Annotated in this window: 18 protein-coding genes; 15 read left to right on the forward strand and 3 right to left on the reverse strand. The window is 53.1% G+C overall.

The window, feature by feature from the left end; genetic code table 11:
• Positions 1-65 precede the first annotated feature (65 nt).
• Complete coding sequence (locus ACMYR3_RS00615; RefSeq protein WP_424193528.1) at positions 66-2171, reverse strand: transglycosylase SLT domain-containing protein; 2106 nt, start codon at positions 2169-2171, stop codon at positions 66-68.
• Positions 2172-2257: 86 nt separating this feature from the next.
• Here ACMYR3_RS00615 and ACMYR3_RS00620 point away from each other — a divergent pair, with 86 nt between their 5' ends.
• The 11 genes from ACMYR3_RS00620 (at position 2258) to ACMYR3_RS00670 (ending at position 11362) form a co-directional block, all read left to right on the forward strand.
• Positions 2258-2860, forward strand: a complete 603-nt coding sequence (locus ACMYR3_RS00620; protein ID WP_424193530.1) for a 5-formyltetrahydrofolate cyclo-ligase — start codon at positions 2258-2260, stop codon at positions 2858-2860.
• 276 nt (positions 2861-3136) lie between these two features.
• The gene (locus ACMYR3_RS00625; RefSeq protein WP_424193532.1) at positions 3137-3292 is read left to right on the forward strand and encodes a DUF3309 family protein; all 156 of its coding nucleotides are present in this window, start codon (positions 3137-3139) and stop codon (positions 3290-3292) included.
• A 149-nt stretch (positions 3293-3441) separates the two neighbouring features.
• Positions 3442-3981 (forward strand): large conductance mechanosensitive channel protein MscL, encoded by a 540-nt coding sequence (gene mscL, locus ACMYR3_RS00630; protein WP_424193534.1) that lies wholly within the window; start codon positions 3442-3444, stop codon positions 3979-3981.
• Positions 3982-4109: 128 nt separating this feature from the next.
• On the forward strand, positions 4110-5072 hold the full coding sequence (locus ACMYR3_RS00635; protein WP_424193536.1) for a complex I NDUFA9 subunit family protein: 963 nt from the start codon (positions 4110-4112) through the stop codon (positions 5070-5072).
• Positions 5073-5241: 169 nt separating this feature from the next.
• Positions 5242-6009, forward strand: a complete 768-nt coding sequence (locus tag ACMYR3_RS00640; RefSeq protein ID WP_424193538.1) for a hypothetical protein — start codon at positions 5242-5244, stop codon at positions 6007-6009.
• A gap of 51 nt (positions 6010-6060) precedes the next feature.
• Positions 6061-6717, forward strand: a complete 657-nt coding sequence (locus ACMYR3_RS00645; protein WP_424193540.1) for a glutathione S-transferase family protein — start codon at positions 6061-6063, stop codon at positions 6715-6717.
• 269 nt (positions 6718-6986) lie between these two features.
• On the forward strand, positions 6987-8264 hold the full coding sequence (locus ACMYR3_RS00650) for a multifunctional CCA addition/repair protein (RefSeq protein WP_424193542.1): 1278 nt from the start codon (positions 6987-6989) through the stop codon (positions 8262-8264).
• Between the two features lie 229 nt (positions 8265-8493).
• Entirely contained in the window at positions 8494-8931 is a 438-nt protein-coding gene (locus tag ACMYR3_RS00655) for a hypothetical protein (protein WP_424193544.1), read from the forward strand.
• A 545-nt stretch (positions 8932-9476) separates the two neighbouring features.
• Complete coding sequence (locus tag ACMYR3_RS00660) at positions 9477-10607, forward strand: NRDE family protein (RefSeq protein WP_424193546.1); 1131 nt, start codon at positions 9477-9479, stop codon at positions 10605-10607.
• Positions 10608-10750: 143 nt separating this feature from the next.
• On the forward strand, positions 10751-11071 hold the full coding sequence (locus tag ACMYR3_RS00665; RefSeq protein WP_424193548.1) for a Rieske 2Fe-2S domain-containing protein: 321 nt from the start codon (positions 10751-10753) through the stop codon (positions 11069-11071).
• Positions 11072-11122: 51 nt separating this feature from the next.
• Positions 11123-11362 carry an FmdB family zinc ribbon protein gene (locus ACMYR3_RS00670; protein ID WP_424193550.1) on the forward strand — a complete coding sequence of 80 codons (240 nt, stop codon included), beginning with the start codon at positions 11123-11125 and terminating at the stop codon, positions 11360-11362.
• 228 nt (positions 11363-11590) lie between these two features.
• On the opposite strand, the gene ACMYR3_RS00675 is transcribed toward ACMYR3_RS00670, so the two are convergent.
• Positions 11591-13198, reverse strand: a complete 1608-nt coding sequence (locus ACMYR3_RS00675; protein ID WP_424193552.1) for a flavin monoamine oxidase family protein — start codon at positions 13196-13198, stop codon at positions 11591-11593.
• A 291-nt stretch (positions 13199-13489) separates the two neighbouring features.
• Between ACMYR3_RS00675 and ACMYR3_RS00680 the strand changes: the two genes are divergently transcribed.
• Positions 13490-13966 (forward strand): hypothetical protein, encoded by a 477-nt coding sequence (locus ACMYR3_RS00680; RefSeq protein WP_424193554.1) that lies wholly within the window; start codon positions 13490-13492, stop codon positions 13964-13966.
• A gap of 39 nt (positions 13967-14005) precedes the next feature.
• Positions 14006-14152 (forward strand): hypothetical protein, encoded by a 147-nt coding sequence (locus tag ACMYR3_RS00685; protein ID WP_424193556.1) that lies wholly within the window; start codon positions 14006-14008, stop codon positions 14150-14152.
• 170 nt (positions 14153-14322) lie between these two features.
• On the opposite strand, the gene ACMYR3_RS00690 is transcribed toward ACMYR3_RS00685, so the two are convergent.
• Complete coding sequence (locus ACMYR3_RS00690; protein ID WP_424193558.1) at positions 14323-15273, reverse strand: AraC family transcriptional regulator N-terminal domain-containing protein; 951 nt, start codon at positions 15271-15273, stop codon at positions 14323-14325.
• A 173-nt stretch (positions 15274-15446) separates the two neighbouring features.
• On the opposite strand from ACMYR3_RS00690, the gene ACMYR3_RS00695 reads away from it, so the two are divergent.
• Both ACMYR3_RS00695 and ACMYR3_RS00700 read left to right on the forward strand, forming a co-directional pair.
• The gene (locus ACMYR3_RS00695) at positions 15447-15905 is read left to right on the forward strand and encodes a (2Fe-2S)-binding protein (protein WP_424193560.1); all 459 of its coding nucleotides are present in this window, start codon (positions 15447-15449) and stop codon (positions 15903-15905) included.
• A 19-nt stretch (positions 15906-15924) separates the two neighbouring features.
• Positions 15925-18138, forward strand: a complete 2214-nt coding sequence (locus tag ACMYR3_RS00700) for a molybdopterin cofactor-binding domain-containing protein (RefSeq protein WP_424196286.1) — start codon at positions 15925-15927, stop codon at positions 18136-18138.

The following is an 18138-nucleotide window of genomic DNA, read 5'->3' on the forward strand; positions in this document are numbered from 1 at the left end:
CAGCTTCAGGATGGTTCTGGTACGCCATCATGAAGCTGCTTGGGTCATTGGCAGGGCAACTGGTCCTAAGGCAAATCGCTCGGTAAAAAGTCGGCAGGCCGAACCGTGCCAAGACGACTTTTCAGGGAGCTGACCTGGCCATCAAACAGCATGGCATAGTAAGTTGCGTTGGCCAGTACATTCTTGACATAGTTGCGGGTTTCGTTGAAGGGAATCGATTCGGCAAAGATGGCACCCTCGACGGCTTTTTGCAGGGTCGAGCGCCATTGGCGGGGGCGACCTGGGCCAGCGTTATAAGCGGCAGATGCCAATGTTTGCGAGCCTTGCAGATCATCGGAAACCATTTTCAGATAATTGGTGCCGATCTGTACATTGACATTGATATCACTGAGCTGGGTCGCATCAAAACCAATCAGGCCGATTTTCTTGGCCACAAAACGGCCGGTGGCCGGCATGACCTGCATGAGCCCCGAGGCGCCCACATTGGAGCGCGCTACGGTGATAAAGCGTGATTCCTGGCGCATGATGCCGTAAGCCCAGGCTTCATCCAGGCCGATGGCATTGGACTGGCGTTTGACGACATCCCGATAAGGGGTCAGATAGCGCAGCGAAAAATCATGTTCTTCGCGGGTTCGATCGGCCGTGTTGACGGTGCGATCCAGCAAACCGATCTTTTTGGCATAGGTGGCGGCAGCCAGCAGTTGCCGGTCACTCATATTGCGCAAGGGCCAGTTCCATTCGCGGTTGCCTTCAAAGCGCAGGTTCAGATCATAAAACTTGGCGGCACGTTGAAAGGCGGGATTTTGCTCGGCCTCGGCCAGTTCGGCTTCGGTGTTTGGTGTTGCCTGTGGTGGCAGTGGAATGGCGCGACCCAGTTCTTCATTGGCGAGCTGACCATAAAAATTGTATTGCTCGGCAATCCTGTGCCATTGTTCAAACGCATCTTCCTTGCGGCCTTCCTGTTTGTAGGCACGGCCCAGCCAGTAAGTCCAGGTTGGGTCTTTGCGGGCTTCGGCGCTCATGCGCTCGGCCGCATGGCGCACCTGTTTCCAGTCACCGGCACGCAAGGCGGCGCGGACTTGCCATTGATAAGCTTCGTCCCAGAGTTTGACATCGCCCACCTTGCGGTAATAGCCCGCGGCCTCGGGCAGCAGCTTTTTGGCGGCATTCATGGCGACGATACCCCACAGCGCACCTTTGCTGCGCGCCGTCAGCGGCATATTGTCCATGAGGTCGGCCGCTTTGGCTGGATCAGTACGGGCCAGTTTGACAATGCTCAGTGCGGCCATTTCATTGTCATTTTTATTGCCACTGACAATGCCGGCAATGCTGTCGGAATCGGCTTCCAGTTGCGCTTCCTGATTGTTGTCGAGCACCAGTCGCGCGAGTCGTTTGCCAACGGTCAGATAGTTGGCGTCATAGGCAATCCGTACCAGGTCCCAGATATCGGCGGGTTTTAAACGTCCCAGTGAAAAGTAGGTATCGGCCAGCAATGAGCAGCCATCACCGACACCATTTTTACTGTCTTCCAGCAGCAGTCGGGCGGCCTGTCGCTGCAACTCGTTTTTTTCGTTTTTGTCCGGACCATCATTCACTTCACGCAGACCGCGTGACACCATGGCGTAACAGTTGACCTGGGCATCATCCTTCAAGACAAACTGTGGATAGATGGCGTCAAACTGAGTCCAGTCACGACGTTTGCCCAGCACCAGCAGATAGTCGTTGCGCATGCGGTCGGCAATCGCTTCGCCATCATATTTGCGGATGAAACTGGCAATCTCGGCATCGGGCGCATCGGTGCGTGGCAGGCCGGTGCTATCAAACATGCGCGGCTTGATCTGAAAATATTCCACATAGGCACGAATCGGATAATCACCAAGGCGCGCCGCCAGCAGGCTGGCCTTGGCGTAGTCGTTGGCACGCGAGGCTTCACGCAACTGAATAAAAGTATCATCGGGTGAGTCTGCCACAGCAGGCCGTTTTTGCGCCTGCGCAGCACCGGGCAGGCCTAGTGGCAAGGCCAGTACACTCAGTATCGATACAGCAAGCAGCAAGGCGGGTTTGCTGCTTGCTGATCTGGCAGACCCAATGGGCGTGAAATCCAATCGCAAAATCAGGGATGAAACAAAACGGTCAATCAACTTCGGGAGCACAGTTTTACCTTCTAGCATAATAATGAGCATTGCCAAGTGTCAGCCAATTCAGCATGGTGACGCCGACGACGTATTCTTACATTATCCTCCTCCTTGAGCCATTTATGGATAAAGCCAGCCTCAGAACAACATATCTGAATACCCGCATTGCCATGGATGCCGCCAGCCATGCCCTGGGTTCGGCGCGCATGATGGCCTTGTTGCAGGATCATTTGCGGAAACATCAAGCGCACCCTGCGCATCCTGCGTCAGCTACCTTCAACGTGGGGGCATATTGGCCATTTCGCAATGAGCCCGATGTCTTGCCCTTATTGCAGCAATTGCACGAGCAGGGCTATGTGATTGGCTTGCCGAGCGTCGGCCATCCAGATGACGCCATGCAGTTTTTACGCTGGCAGCCTGGTTGCGCCATGCACAAAGACCGTTTTGGTATTGCCACACCAATCTGCGATGAAATCATCATGCCCGACTGTCTGTTGATACCCTGTGTGGCGGCCGACCGGCAGGGTTATCGGCTTGGTTATGGCGCAGGTTTTTATGACCGCACATTGGCGCAATTACATCATCACTCGCCGCAGCCTATTCATACCGTTGGTCTGGTGTTTGACGACGCCTTGCTCGACCAGCTGCCTCACGAAAGCCACGACCAGCCGCTCAATGCACTGGTGACGCAAAGCGTGCTGCTGCTGCTCTGGCAAACACCTTAGAATATATACTGCCGGGAAGTAAAAAGCGGTACCCTGTAGAACCAATCAATACGCACCTGAGCGGTTAATTCAATATAAAAATGCTCAAATTGGTGGGAGTATATTGATATTGCAGTATCAAAGCGGTTCATGACGCTGTACATGTTCTACCCGTAAATGCCTTGTTTCTATTGTCAGCCAGCACTGACAGTCATTCCAGTTTTGTGCTCATGGTGGTCGCCATGATGAGTCTTTAAAGTGTTTTCAAGCAAGTTCACTTTAAAAAAGGAAACCATCATGCTCGGTACCATACTGCTTGTTTTATTGATCTTGATGTTGATCGGTGGTTTGCCAACCTGGAATCACAGTCGCAACTGGGGCTACGCGCCAAGTGGTGTCTCCGGTATTTTGTTGGTTGTGCTGGTGGTGCTGCTGGTCACGGGACGGATTTAAAGTCTGGTGCTGTTTAGCTTGAGCCTGGGCTTGTGCAGGGCGTTAGGTGATCGGGTGCCAATCCGATTGCTGGTTCTGCAGCCCCGCTTGCATGAAGAGCATGATAGATGGATCATTCAATTTGAAAAATTGAAGATGGTGTTGTGAAGATGCGTTTTTTTAGAGACTTTCGCAAGTTTGCCATGCGTGGCAATTTGATCGACCTCGCCGTTGGTTTTACGGTCGGTACGGCATTCAGCACGATAGCCAAGTCGTTGGTGGATGACATCATCATGCCACCGGTCGGTCTTTTGCTTGGCCGCACCGATTTCTCAGGACTGTTTTTCATCCTCAAGGCCGGACCGGAAAATCGTGGGCCTTATGTAACCTTGGCAGACGCCCATGCGGCCGGCGCGGTGACCATCAATTATGGGTTATTCATCAATAACCTCATTGCCTTTTTGCTGGTGGCGATGGCCATGTTCATCTTGATTCGGCTTTTCACCCAAGCCGAGGCCAAGCTCGACAGCGCCTTTGACGAACCCGATGAGGAGAATGAGCCGACCGACAAAAAATGTCCCTATTGCCGCAGCACCATTGATTTCCGGGCGACACGTTGTCCGCATTGCACTTCAGTGCTGCCAGGCAATTTGCTGCCGCCCACTGCAGTGCAACACGACGCCTCGCCTGTCAGGCATCCGCTTTCTTAACAAGCGCCAGAGTTTTAGCGATAATGAGCATCCTGTGGTGGTGACTGTTTTTTACCGTTTGGTACCGTTCCGTATGGTTCATCAGTCAGCCAATCACCGCCATGCACGACTAAAAATAGGGAATGATAATGGGCTACGAAACTGTATTGGTAATAGGCGGCAGTGGTTTTATTGGTAGTCATGTGGTCAAAAAACTGGTGGATGCGGGCAAATACGTCACCGTACCGACCCGCCGCCGCGAGCGTGCCAAACATCTCCTGCCCTTGCCCACCGTCGATGTGGTGGAGGGTGATATCAGCACCGTTTTTCTCGAACACCTGATTGCCGAGCATGATGCCGTCATCAATCTGGTGGGCATCTTGCATAGTCGTCAGGGGGTGCCGTTTGGGGTGGATTTCGAGCGGGCCCATGTAGAGCTGCCTGCCCGTATCGTGACCGCGCTCGCTGAAAAAATCACTTTGCCGCAACCGCGCTATCTGCATATGAGTGCCCTGGGTGCGGCCAGCAACGGGCCATCCATGTATCTACGTTCCAAGGCGGCGGGTGAAGCGGCGGCGCTGTCAGAATCCAGTGTGGCCACCACCATCTTCAGGCCATCCGTCGTGTTTGGTTATGAAGATCAATTTTTAAACATGTTTGCCAGCATGCAAGCCAGGTTGCCCATCATGCCACTGGCTGGTGCACGTACCCGTTTTCAACCCATTTTTGTGGAAGATGTGGCACAAGCCTTTGTCAATGCGCTCGACAACTCTGTAACTTTTGGCAAGACCTATGAATTGGCCGGTACCAAAGTCTATACTTTGCAAGAACTGGTAGAAATGGCTGGGCGCGCTTCCGGTCATCCGCGACCGGTGATTCCGCTGCCAGATGCTTTGGGGCGCTTGCAGGCCTGGCTGCTGGAGCATCTGCCAGGACAGCTCATGTCACGGGACAATCTGGATTCAATGAAAGTGGACAATGTAGCGAACCAACCTTTGGCCAAAGAACTCAATGTGCAATTGCATGCCTTGGCTGACATTGCACCGCTGTACCTGGCGGGGGCGCATCCTCGTACACGGATGGATGAATATCGTAAAACGGCGCATCGTTAAGTTGAATGGGGCGTCGTGGTTGTCAAGGTTGCCCCTGGTTGTCAATGGTTTGTCAACGATTGTGATGCTGGATCGTTAACTGACCATTAAGATCAACAGCCTGTTTTTAATTATTTAAACCATGACGATGCCGACATTTTTCACTTCCCCAAAAAATTCTATGCTGTTCATGTTGTTTGCATTGCAAGCAACGGGTCTGGTTCAGGCACAGTCCTTCAAAGACTTCAAAGGCACCTGGAATTTCACCATTGGTGGGGGCGATACTGGTTCGGGCACTGCAACGGTCAATGAACAAGGCCTGATCAAAGGCATTGGTGCTTCAAAATTAACGCAACTGCCGATTGAAATCAGTGGTCAGGTCGAGGCAGATGGCAAGACCAACTTTACGGCGGCACCCAGGGGCATGACTTCCACTGGTGCCAAGTTTTCGGGGCAGCTCACTGCCGCGGGCGCTGGTCAGGGCCAGTGGAAAAATCCGGGTGTTGGCCTTGCCGGCAGCTGGACTGCACAACGCGCGACCGATGTGGTGGAAGCCTTGCCCACACAGCAGCGTTTTGATTGTGATGTCGATGGCATGAAGTTCAGCAATCCCGAAGCACGTGCCGATGTGATTGTGGATACGCGCAGCAACAAGGCTGATTTCCGTGTCATTTCCATTTTGCCCAATGCCAGAGTTTCGATGGATGTCAAAACGGTTGAGGCAACCCATCCGGGCATATATGAAATTGTCAACAATCCGGGTTGGAGTACCCGGCTTGAGGTGGAGCATAAAGGTGGTCGCATGACCGGCAATTGGGATTTCAAGACTTTGAGCATCAGTGGCAAGCGCGCCAGTGGGGTGGTCAACTTCAAGGCACCGGGTCATATGGGTTATTGTCAGTTTGATCTCTGGTTGCATGTGGTGGATTTATCAAACATACCTATTCCCCCACGTTAATCAGCCAAGGTATGGTTACCCTGCCAATGCCTTGAATCATAGGGAGGTCGTATGCAACTCTATATCGGCAACAAAAATTACTCTTCCTGGTCGATGCGACCTTGGGTGCTAATGCGCCATTATGATATTGAGTTTGAAGAAGCTTTACTGCCGCTCTACCTGCCCGATTCCAAACAAAAAATTCAGGCAGTGTCACCCTCCGGCAAAGTGCCGTGTCTGGTTGATGGTGCTCGTGTGGTCTGGGACTCTCTGGCCATTTGCGAATATCTGGCCGAAAAATATCCGCAATTGCAGCTATGGCCCGAATCACCCGGCCAGCGTGCTCGTGCCCGCAGTATCAGTTGTGAAATGCATGCAGGCTTTGCTGATTTACGCAGTGCCTTGTCGATGAATATTCGCTGTACCTTTCCCGCGCAGATTTGGGCTGACCGCGTCGATGCCGATGCAGTCAGACGTGATCTCAGCCGCATCTTTGACATCTGGCAAGACTGTCTGGAGCGTTCGGATGGTTTCTTTCTGTTTGGCAAATTCGGGATTGCCGATGCCATGTTTGCGCCCGTGGTGATGCGTTTGCTGACCTATGCGATCGACGTGCCGCAGTCACTGGCTGAATATGTTCGCGCAGTACATGAATTGCCTGCCGTACAAGCCTGGGTCGGTGGGGCATTGGCTGAACACCTGGTGATTCCTCAATTTGAACAGTATTGAGTGTGTGAATGATTCACTGCCAAAATTCAAAAAATTGAAAGTCAAAACATTCACCGCGAGGACGCCAAGTGCCACAAAGCGCACCAAGAAAAACATCACATGATTCATTTCTTTGCTATGGCAAGTCCAGCGACACCCTGTTTCCGTATCAATCGACTATTAGCTGACAACTTTGTGTTCTTTGGCGTCTTGGCGGTAAAGGGTTTAAAGTTTTATCCGGCATATTGCTGGTAATCAATTTTCACGCTTTTTCCTGCTATAGTTGGCTGATGACAACTTCAGCCCATTCTGCTGCTTTGCCAGCATCTTCTTATCAAATTTATGTGGTTGGCGGTGCGATCCGTGACGCCTTGCTGGGCTTGCCGGTGCAGGATCGTGACTACGTCGTTGTCGGAGCCACGCCAGAGCAGCTGGCAGCGCAGGGTTTTCGTCCGGTCGGTAAAGATTTTCCGGTGTTTCTGCATCCGCACACGCATGCCGAGTATGCCTTGGCGCGTACCGAGCGCAAGACCGCCAAAGGTTATAAGGGTTTTCAGGTTTTTTATGATGCCAGTGTCACGCTTGAAGAAGATCTGCTGCGTCGCGACCTGACCATCAATGCCATGGCACAAGCCATCAATGCGCAGGGTGAGCAAGTCGGTGCCATCATTGATCCGTACAACGGTCAGGCCGATTTGCAGGCACGCGTATTTCGTCATGTCAGTGAGGCATTTGTGGAAGACCCTGTGCGCATCTTGCGATTAGCTCGGTTTGCGGCACGTTTCAGCGACTTTCATGTGGCACCTGAAACGCAAAGTCTGATGCAGCATATGGTGGCCGAAGGTGAGGTTGATGCATTGGTGCCTGAACGTGTCTGGCAGGAGCTGGCACGTGGATTGACGGAAGCCAGGCCTTCCCGCATGTGGCTGGTATTACGCGAGTGTGGCGCATTGGCGCGACTGCTGCCCGAGCTGGACCAGTTGTTTGGTGTGCCGCAGCCACCACAGCACCATCCCGAAGTGGATACCGGCATTCACATCATGATGGTTGTTGATTACGCAGCGCGGCGCAGCCACAGTCTGCCCATCCGTTTTGCCGCGCTCTTGCATGACCTAGGCAAAGGGCTCACGCCGGCAGATATTTTGCCGCGCCATATTGGTCATGAGACCAAGGGCGTGGCCTTGGTGGAGGCGGTTTGCGCACGCCTCAAAGTGCCGACTGAATGTCGTGATCTGGCCATCATGACAGCGCGTGAACATGGCACCATTGGCCGGGCCGATGAAATGCGTGCCGCGACGATTGTGCGTCTGTTCGAGCGTTGTGATGCCTTGCGCAAACCGCAACGCTTTGCCGATTTACTACTGGCTTGCGAATGCGATTTCAAAGGCCGTCCGGGCTATGATGTGAAAACCTATGCGCCGCCCGATATTTTATTGCCTGCCTTGCGTGCCGCCCTGGCCGTGGATGCCGGTGCCGTCGCCGCACAATTCAAGGACAATCCACAACGCATCAAAGAGGCCGTGCACGAGGCGCGGGTAGCGGCAGTGCAGGTGGTGACGGGAAAGTGACATTTACCTGATCAGATAGGTGATCAGGTAAATAAAACTGGTCGTTAGCACATCTTCAACCTGCATTGTCACCAGTTTGTATCCACTTTGATATAAACCAAACAAGGTTGTAAATCTCATCTTTTTGATGGAACGAACGGGCAACTTGGTTAATCTGAGCTCATGTATCTGCTTTATTGTCAGTCTTTGTCATAAGCAGCAGATATTTAAATTTTGAGGAGCAAGAATAATGTTACGCAAAAGTTTTACCTTGTCATTGTTGTTGGCGGCCATGTTGGCCAGTGTTTCCACTTATGCTTTGTCGGCCAGTGATGCGCCTGCTGTGCCACCACCTGCGCATGATCATGGTGATGGTGACAAGGATGGCATGATGGGACGGGGAATGATGGAACACGGTGGTCATGGTGGTATGGAAGGCATGCATCATATGCATGCGATGATGATGCATCATGCTTCGACCTGTTTGTATGCGGGTGAGCCGTATAGCGATGGCGCCTTGATCAAGGTACCGGGTACCAATACTTCATTGGTCTGCAAGGTGACGCTGCCACCCGAGCCAACTACACCGGCACCTTCTGCGCCGACCAATGCCGATGATGCCGTCAAGATGCATCATCATGCCATGCCTAAGGCGCAATGGGTGATTGTGGACGGCAAGTCGAAATAAGCCGCTGAGTCGACTCGTTGGCGAGTCGATGGCTTGCAGCACGCATCATCGGTTTTTGCGGCAAGCCATCGACCTTTCCATCAACCATCTACGTGCGTCTTTTGCTCAGGTCTTGGCATTGCCACTGCAGGGTGGCGATCGCTATTTCAATCTCTCGCCGATCCGTCCTTTAATGCGCCGGGTTTGCTTTCCACTTTTTCATCAGAACGGCGCAATCCGATCGCCGGACCATTGACGCATAGTCATCAAACAGCCACCGCCAGCGTCATGAAGTCCACCGGCGCAGCATGAATTGGTCATCAGCCCAGGCTACTCAATCAACTCGATTATTCTATTTATCCTTATACTGGAGGGGAGTTGTATTGATTATTGACTCATGTAGTGCGTATATATTGGTTAATAATTTTTACTCCCGAGAAGTACCTTTTTCTCTGAAATATTGCAACGCGGTATCCTTTTTGCTCAGTAAGTTGGTAAGGGTGGCTTTGTCTTAAAACTGACAAGGCTGTTTTTATCACCGGTTCATGCTGTCGCAAAGGAATGCCATGCGCACTCAGACTGCTGTGCTGTCCAATTTCAAGGCGTTTTGGCGATCGGGCCGGACTTTGTTGTGTGCGCTGTCGGGTTCGTCCAATCATGCCCTGCTTTGGCAGCGATTCTGGCAGATTACCTGGCTGCTCGCCCATCAAATTGATGGCACTGGCATTGACTATTGCGCTGGCATTGGCAACGCCCAATCTGGGCCGGTCTTCAACAATGCCGCAGCACGCCCTAGGGGCGAAAGGAATGCCATGAGTCTTGCAGCCATTGCCTGGCGTGCCCATCCCGACTTTCCAGTCGTGGTGTTATTCAATCGTGATGAGCTGCATGCCCGGCCTGCGCAATTGCCTGCCTGGCATGATATGCCTTGTCAATGGCTGGGTGGCCAAGACGAGCAAGGCGGCGGGACCTGGCTGGGGATTATGCGTGATGGTCGCTTTGCACTGGTCACCGGTTTTACCGATGACACACAGCCCACTGCCGATACGCCATCGCGCGGTCAGCTGGTAATCGACTATCTGGCGTCGGAAGAAGAACCGGTGGTGCACTCACGCCGTTTCATGCGCAACAAGTCGGCGCATTTGCCTTTCAACCTGATTGTGGGTAATACCCGCCAGGCTTTTTATGCGGCGACCAAGTCACGCCTGCCGTTGGCGCTGACGCAGGGTATGCACACTTTGTCCAACGGCCTGCTGGATCAGCGCTGGCCGCAGAATGAGCGTATTGATACCGTGTTCGGTGCCTTCATCAAACAGTATGGCGGCTTTCGTTTACTGCTTGATGCCTATCCCAAACTCAATGATGGCCTGGCCGCTTTTGCCACACCTGTGCCGTTACCCGAGGGGGAGTTGACGGTGGACAATATCTCCGCCGCCGGTTTTGCCATGCTGTCAGATCGCACTACCACCACGGTTGACCTGCCGCAGATTGGTCTGGACGAAGCAGAAAACATTCGTCGCTCGGCCTGCTTTGTGGTTGGGTCCGAATACGGTACGCGCAGCAGCAGCGTATTTGTGATGTCGCGCGAAGGCAAGGTGCGCTATGAAGAACGCTCCTTCGATGCACAAGGGGTGCAGATTGGCCAGTTGATTGAACATTGGGAAATTGATCCTTCGGCATTTTCGGCCGATGTGTGATGAGGTTTGCATGGATATTGAACAGGTTTGAATTGCCAACCAGCGGCTGACAAGCTTGCTGGATCGAATTCATCAGGCTCAGTGGTTTGCTGAAATGATTTGTTGGATTGAAATGACGTTGGGAGTTGCGTTAGGAATTGATTATGGCATTCGTCACACTTTGCAAACAGAACAGTCTTTACGAGGGTGAAGTAGTCCCCTTTACGCTGGATGGTCAGGAAGTCCTGCTGGTCTGGCCCGATGGCGGCAAGCCCAAGGCTTACGATGGTCAATGTCCCCATCAGCAGGTTTCGCTGGCCAATGCCCGTTTCAACGGCAAGCAGTTGACCTGTCCGGCGCATGCCTGGGTGTTTGACGGCCACAGCGGACAAGGCTTGCAACCCAAGGGTTGTGCACTCAAGGAATACGCCCTGCAAATTGTTGCCGGACAGGTTCAGGTTGATCTGGACAGTCTTATTGCCTGAAATTTCATTGCTTAAAAACCAGATTAACCAGATTTTTTATCAGGATTCACCATGCCACTTTATGACTACCACTGTAACGCCTGCGGCCAGGCTTTTGAGCTGCTGGTACGCAGTAGCAGCGTGCCCGCTTGTCCGCATTGCGCCAGCGTTGATCTAGCCAAGCAGATTTCCAAGCCTGCTCCACCGGGACAAACTGCTGGCATTATTGCCCGGGGTCGTGCAGCGGCCGCCAAGGAAGGTCACTTCAGTAATTACAGCAAGGCCGAACGTCAAAGTGCAAAAATTAAATAAATAAATTTAATAAAATCGCTGCTCAGAATTTGAGCAGATTTTTTGCGCGAGACGAGGTGTCTGTCAGCTGTTTTTTTGACCAATTGCCTTACCCACCCTGAGCCTGTTACAGGGTGGGTCTTTTTACGTACGGAATTTTCATGTGCCGATCTTGTATTCCGGCCGACTGATCGCCGCCTGTACCGCCAATCAATCCTGTTTTATGGGCTGCTGCAATATCAAACTCTGTCAGGCAGCAACAGGAATCTTGCCAATCAACAGTGCATTGACGTTCATGGCAAATTCTTTCCAGGCGGCCGCCAGATCGTAGGAAATCGTCTGCACATATTCAGCATCCGGATCATGTTCGATCGGGAAGTTGGAGATGGCGCAGGAATTTCTATTGAAGTTCACCGCATCGTCCAGAATGGCTTTGGAAAAACCGCTAAAGCAGCGCAATACCGGTTGCGTCAAACTGGCGCGGCCTTGTTCGATCAACATGGAGCGTGTATCAAAACTGAGTTGATCCAACTCGATCAAGGCTTCGCTATAAATCTGCTCAACCGTAGCCAGCAAGGCACGCTGGGTTAATTGCTCTTTATGCTGAGTCGCCAGATCATGATTCAGATGACGACGGTAGCGTTCAAACGCATTCATGCGCTGGGTGGTCGCCCACGTCATGAATTGGCTCAGGCATTGTTCATTATGGCTGTTGGTCATGGCGAACTCCTTGCGCGAAGTAATGGGATTTTGCTGGCTGATCTGTTCATTGGCATAGGCATAGGCGAGGTTGCGCACAATCCGTGCAGCCGCTTCCAAAGCGCCTTCCATATAACCGCCACCATAGCTGGCCGTTTCGGAGCCACCTAACAGGAGTCGGCTCTGCCAGAGCGGTTGACGCAATAGTGGATGACCGTAATCAGGATGCATGACCGGCGGAGTTTGATCCAGTGCGCTGGCAGTAAAGGGCTCGGTGGCCCAATCCTGCATGGTGATTTCGCCATCCAGTGCCTTGAAGTCATACACCTGTACCAGTTGGCTTTCCAGCAACATCGGCATGCTGACCTTGAAGGACTGGCGCAAGGCTGGTGGCAGAGCAAAAAATCCGCCGAGTGCCGCTTGCTCACCTGTGGCATCGCAGGCATCAAAAATTTCACTGAGCACCATCTGGGCGTGATTCACAAAGGCATTGCCGGACTGACCATCGGCGCGCCAGAAGGGCGTGTGAAAGCTCACCATTGCCTTGGCTTGCGAGGCCATCCAGGTGGGCGTGTCGGCCATCGCATCCATCAATGCGGTATCCAGCATCGGTGTCAATATCACCCGTTCGGCAACCAGCCGCGGTGGTATGGCCAAAATCACACGGCGTGCCTGAACAATCGCGGTGGTACCTTGATGTTCAAACTGCAGGAGCACATGATCACCTTTGTCAGTGAGTGATTTGAGTGCATAGTCAAGTTGCAGCTGGTCTTCCGACAAGCCTTGCGCCAAGGCCGCTACCAAGGTGCTCATGCCGCCCTGCAAACGGCGTGCGCCACCATGAATACTTGCTACATCCAGCACTTCGGGTTTGCTATTGGGATCATTGAGCTGTAATACCTTGCCCTCATCATGCTGGGCAAAACTGTGCAGGCCCAGTTCTTCAATCAGTCGTGTCATGCGCGGCTGGGTCTCGGGCCAATACCAGGTGGGGCCCATATCCAGTGCCATCTGATTGCGTTCGCTGTGGTCGGTCAAGATCCGTCCGCCAATCCGGTCGCGTGCTTCGTAAATTTTGAATGAGCGGCCTTGCAGGCCAAGCTGACGGGCAATTGCCAGGCCACTCAGGCCAGCGCCAATGATAGCGGTATCAATCATAGTGTTCTTCCTGCAAATCGGTGAATGGGAAGTCGCATGCGACCACGATGCCGGATCGACGCCGTGTGTTAGCAAAGTTTCCTAGTGCAATCTTTGTTCCAAATCAAAGCGCGCATGATTTCTGCGTATTGGTAATCAAGCAGGCTAAAACTGGGCTGACTTTCTTTCAAATCGGTCGGCTTTGTCGACTTTGTCAGAAACTTGCCAAGCTACCTGGGTAGCTGGTCTGACGAATTGTCATAGTCAGCAAAACGCAGTTAGTAAAAATTCAATCACTCGGAAGGGGTCAATATGATTTATGTGCTCGAAGTGACACCGGCAGGCGAAGCCAACGGTTGGTTTGCCTTTGATCAGCATGATCTGCTTCGCAAGATCAGCGTGATTCGCACCGAACCAGAACAACTGGTTTACCAGGCAGCCACTCCGCGCGAATTATTGGCGCTCTCGGCGCGCACCCCTGACACGGCTGTGTCAGCTGATGCAGCCATTGTGACGCTGGCCGCAGCTCATGGCTGGGACACTACACTCTATCGTGCTGACTATATGCTTGAGTCTGGCAGTTATCAAACCGAAGCAGTGCCAGAGCTAAGTGCAGCCATCAGCGCGCTGGCACATGGTTTGAAAACCTGTCGTGTTTATATGTCTGAAGAAGTGGCCATTGATGCACTCGACAATGATCCGATCTTTGAAGGACGCCAGGGCTATAAGGCCTATGACGCCCTGCATAGCCAGCTGGTGGCGCTGGATGTTTTGCCATCCAACCTTTGATTTTTAAATTTTTAAACCCACACAGAAAAGGAGCGTACCATGACTCTCGATACAGAAGCAGCGCAGAATGTTTTGACCATGTTGGAAAAACTGGTCTGGACCGTTCATTATGGCAAAGGCTTTGAGGCCTCCAAAGTTGCATTTGAAGCACAAGCTTTGCTGGATGATCTCAAAAAAGCAGCTTGAGCAGACTGGCAATATGAGCGTATTGCCGATCGCCAATGGCACTGGTTTGTCGACAGGATGGTGAGTTGGTCAGAAGAAACATGATCTGGGACTGATCGTCATCCTGAACTGCTTTGAATTGGAATGACAGATTGATCATGCAGGCAGTCATCGTGGCAAAGCACGGATGATCATTTGTCTTCAGACAGCCGTAAATGCGCCACATCGCGTCCTGGTGAGGTTCCAAATGTACGGCGATATTCTCGACTGAATTGCGAAGGACTTTCATAACCTACCTGATGCGCTGCCGAAGCGGCATCATGATTGCCCAGCAACATGAGTCGGCGTGCTTCCTGCAGCCGCAATTGCTTTTGATACTGCAAAGGTGTCATGGCGGTCAGTGTCCTGAAATGATGATGTAAAGAGGACTTGCTCATATTGGTGAGTTGTGCCAGTTGGTCAATGCTGATGGGTTGATCCAGATTGGCACGTAACCAGCCCAGAGCTCGCACAATCTGATGGCTATGGCTGCCCTGCGCAACTGTTTGTCGCAAACGTGAACCCAGCTCACCAGTCAACAGGCGATAGAGTAATTCTTTTTCAATCAGTGGGGCCAGTACCGCAATATCTTGTGGACTATCCAGCAATCCCGCCAGTCGTAAGGCAGTGTTTTGGATATCGGTACTGAGCATGCCGACTGCGACACCACGATCAACCTCATTGGTTGGTTTATGTTGTGGCAGTGTGCTTGCCAGTTCATTCAACTTAAGCGGATCAATGTCCATCGCCAAGCCCAGATAGGGCTGTTGCACCGAGGCTCTGGTGATGCAGCTCATCAATGGTAATTCGACCGATGAAATCAGGTAATGCCGAGCGTCGTATTCATACGATACATCGCCTACCGTGATCTGTTTGGCGCCTTGCGCCATGATTGAAAAGCTGGAACAGATAATCGTGCAGGTCGGCGTGGCAGTGGTCGAGCCGCGAAACAGCCGCACTCCGGGAATGGGCGTGTTGATCATGCCATTGGCCGGACAGTGTCGGGATATGATGCTGGCCAAGGTATCGCGTTGTTGTGCCCAGATGTGCATCGGGTCGTCAATACCAGTCAGCTTGACGGGTGTATTGGTAATGGTATTCATTGGGCAAGCATAATCGGTGAATAGGAGACCGTCGAGTAGGGCCGATCATTTTTTGGAGGATCAGGCAATAACTTAGTATTTTTAGGTTATCGAATCAGGCATGACTTGGAACAAACTGCAGGCACGGCAGATGTGCAATCTGCATTCATCATATTCTTACCTGGAGCTACACGATGATACAACTTCATATCAATGGCAAGTCCGTTGCATTGGACGTTGAGCCGGATACGCCGCTACTCTGGGCCTTGCGCGATACCCTGCATATGACCGGAACCAAGTATGGCTGCGGTATGGCGCTGTGCGGTGCCTGTACCGTGCATCTCGACGGAGCACCAATCCGTTCCTGCTCCATGCCGGTGTCAGCGGTGGCCGGTAAAAAAATCACTACCATCGAGGCCATCGATTCTGGAAGAGTAGGCAAGGCTGTGCAGGCCTCCTGGAGGAAACTCGACGTTGTGCAATGCGGTTATTGCCAGTCCGGTCAGATCATGAGTGCGGTGGCACTGCTGGCCAATAATCCCAAACCAAGCGACGCCGATATCGATAACGCCATGTCCGGCAACGTGTGCCGCTGCGCTACCTATGTGCGGATCCGTGCCGCCATCCACGATGCCGCCAAGTCATTGGTTTGAGGAGAACAGAATGAGTCAGATGAAGATCGATCAAACCATTACCAACCTGAGCCGTCGGCGCCTGTTGCAAAACGGCGCTGGACTGACACTGGGTTTTTGCCTGCCTGTGCTGGCTGCTGACAAACTGCCTGCTGCTGGCCCTGGCAAGGCCGGTGCGGGGTTGGCTGCGCCAGTCAATTTTGAACCCAATGCACTGTTGCGGATTGGCAGTGACAATAGTGTGACCATCATTTCCAAGCATCTTGAAATGGGGCAGGGCACGTATACCGGCCTGGCCACTTTGGTGGCCGAAGAGCTGGACGCTGACTGGAATCAGGTGCGTGTAGAAGGCGCGCCAGCCGATCCCACGCGTTATAACAATCTGTTCTGGGGGCCAACCCAGGGTACCGGTGGCAGTACTGCCATGGCCAACTCGTGGGAACAGATGCGCAAGGCAGGTGCAGCAGGGCGTGCCATGCTGGTATCTGCCGCAGCACAGCGCTGGCAAGTGACGGCGCAGGAAATCCTGGTGCAGGAAGGTGTGCTGAGTCATGTGGCCAGTGGTCGCAAAATGACCTTTGGTGAGCTGGCGGGCGATGCCGCCAAAATGACGGTGCCCACAGCTGTCAAACTCAAGGAACCCAAGGATTTCCGGCTGATTGGCAAGCAGGCAAAACGTCGTGACACAGCCGCCAAGATCAACGGTACTGCGCATTTCACCCAGGATGTATTTTTGCCGGGCATGCTGGTGGCAGTCGTGGCGCATCCACCACTATTTGGTGCCAAAGTTAAATCCTTTGATGCCACCCGTACCAGGGCCGTCAAAGGTGTGGTCGATGTCGTGCAGATTCCCCAAGGTCTTGCCGTGCTGGCCAAAGACACCTGGAGCGCAAAAAAAGGCAGAGATGCATTGACCATCGATTGGGATGACAGCACCGCCTTTAAACAGGGCAGTGAGGCGTTGATGACCAGCTACAGGGAATTGGCTAAACAGCCCGGCAAGGTAGCCCGCCAGGTCGGCGATAACGACAAGGCGTTTGCCGGTGCCGCCAGGGTAGTGCGTGCAGCCTATGATTTTCCCTATCTGGCCCATGCGGCCATGGAGCCGATGAATTGCGTCATCAACCTGAGTGCTGATGCCTGTGAAGTCTGGAATGGTGAGCAGTTTCATACACCTGATCAGGTACACCTTGCGCAACTGCTTGGCTTAAAGCCGGAACAGATCAAGATCAACATGCTTTACGCGGGTGGCAGTTTTGGTCGCCGTGCCAGCAAGGACTCGGATTATCTGCTCGAAGTGGCACAGATTGCCAAGGCCATCAATGGCCGGGCTCCGGTCAAGATGGTCTGGATGCGGGAAGATGATATGCGTGCCGGTTATTATCGGCCCATGTTCCATCATGCTCTGGAAGCGGCGCTGGATGGCAATGGCAAATTGATCGGCTGGCGGCATCGGCTGGTGGGTCAATCCATCATGGCGGGTTCACCCTTTGCGCAGATGCTGATCAAGGACGGGATTGACAGTGTTTCTGTAGAAGGGGCATCAACACTGCCTTATGCCATTCCCAATCTGACGGTGGACTTGCACACACCACAAAATGTGGGTGTGCCGGTTTTGTGGTGGCGCTCGGTCGGCTCTTCCCATACCGCATTTTCCACCGAAGCCTTTATGGATGAGGTGGCCGCTGCCAGCAACAGCGATGCGGTGGCATTTCGTCTGGCATTGCTGGCTGAGCACCCGCGCCATGCTGGTGTGCTGAAACTGGCTGCCGACAAGGCGGGCTGGGGCACACCGCTCAAGGCTGGCCCAGGTGAGCGACGCGCGCGTGGGGTCGCCGTGCATGAGTCTTTCAACTCTTACGTGGCACATGTCGCCGAAGTGACAGTGAAGAAGGACGGTATGGTCAAGGTGGATCGGATTGTCAGTGCCGTGGACTGTGGCACGGCCATCAATCCCGACAATATCCGGGCACAGGTGGAAGGCGGAATTGGTTTTGCGCTCAGCTCGCTGTATCAGGCCATCACGCTCAAGGACGGGCGGGTCGAGCAGGGTAATTTTGATGGTTATCCGGTTTTGCGCATTGCCGATATGCCCAGAATTGAAGTTCATATTGTGCCGTCAGCCGAGCCGCCAACTGGCATCGGTGAGCCTGGTGTGCCACCGGTCGCCCCGGCCATTGCCAATGCGATTGCGGCCGCAACCGGCAAGCGCTTGCGCAGCCTGCCCTTCAAGACGGCAGAATTGGTGGCCTGA

Origin of the sequence: Ampullimonas aquatilis (assembly GCF_049675895.1) — a bacterium.
GTDB classification, from domain to species: Bacteria; Pseudomonadota; Gammaproteobacteria; order Burkholderiales; family Burkholderiaceae_D; genus Ampullimonas; species Ampullimonas aquatilis.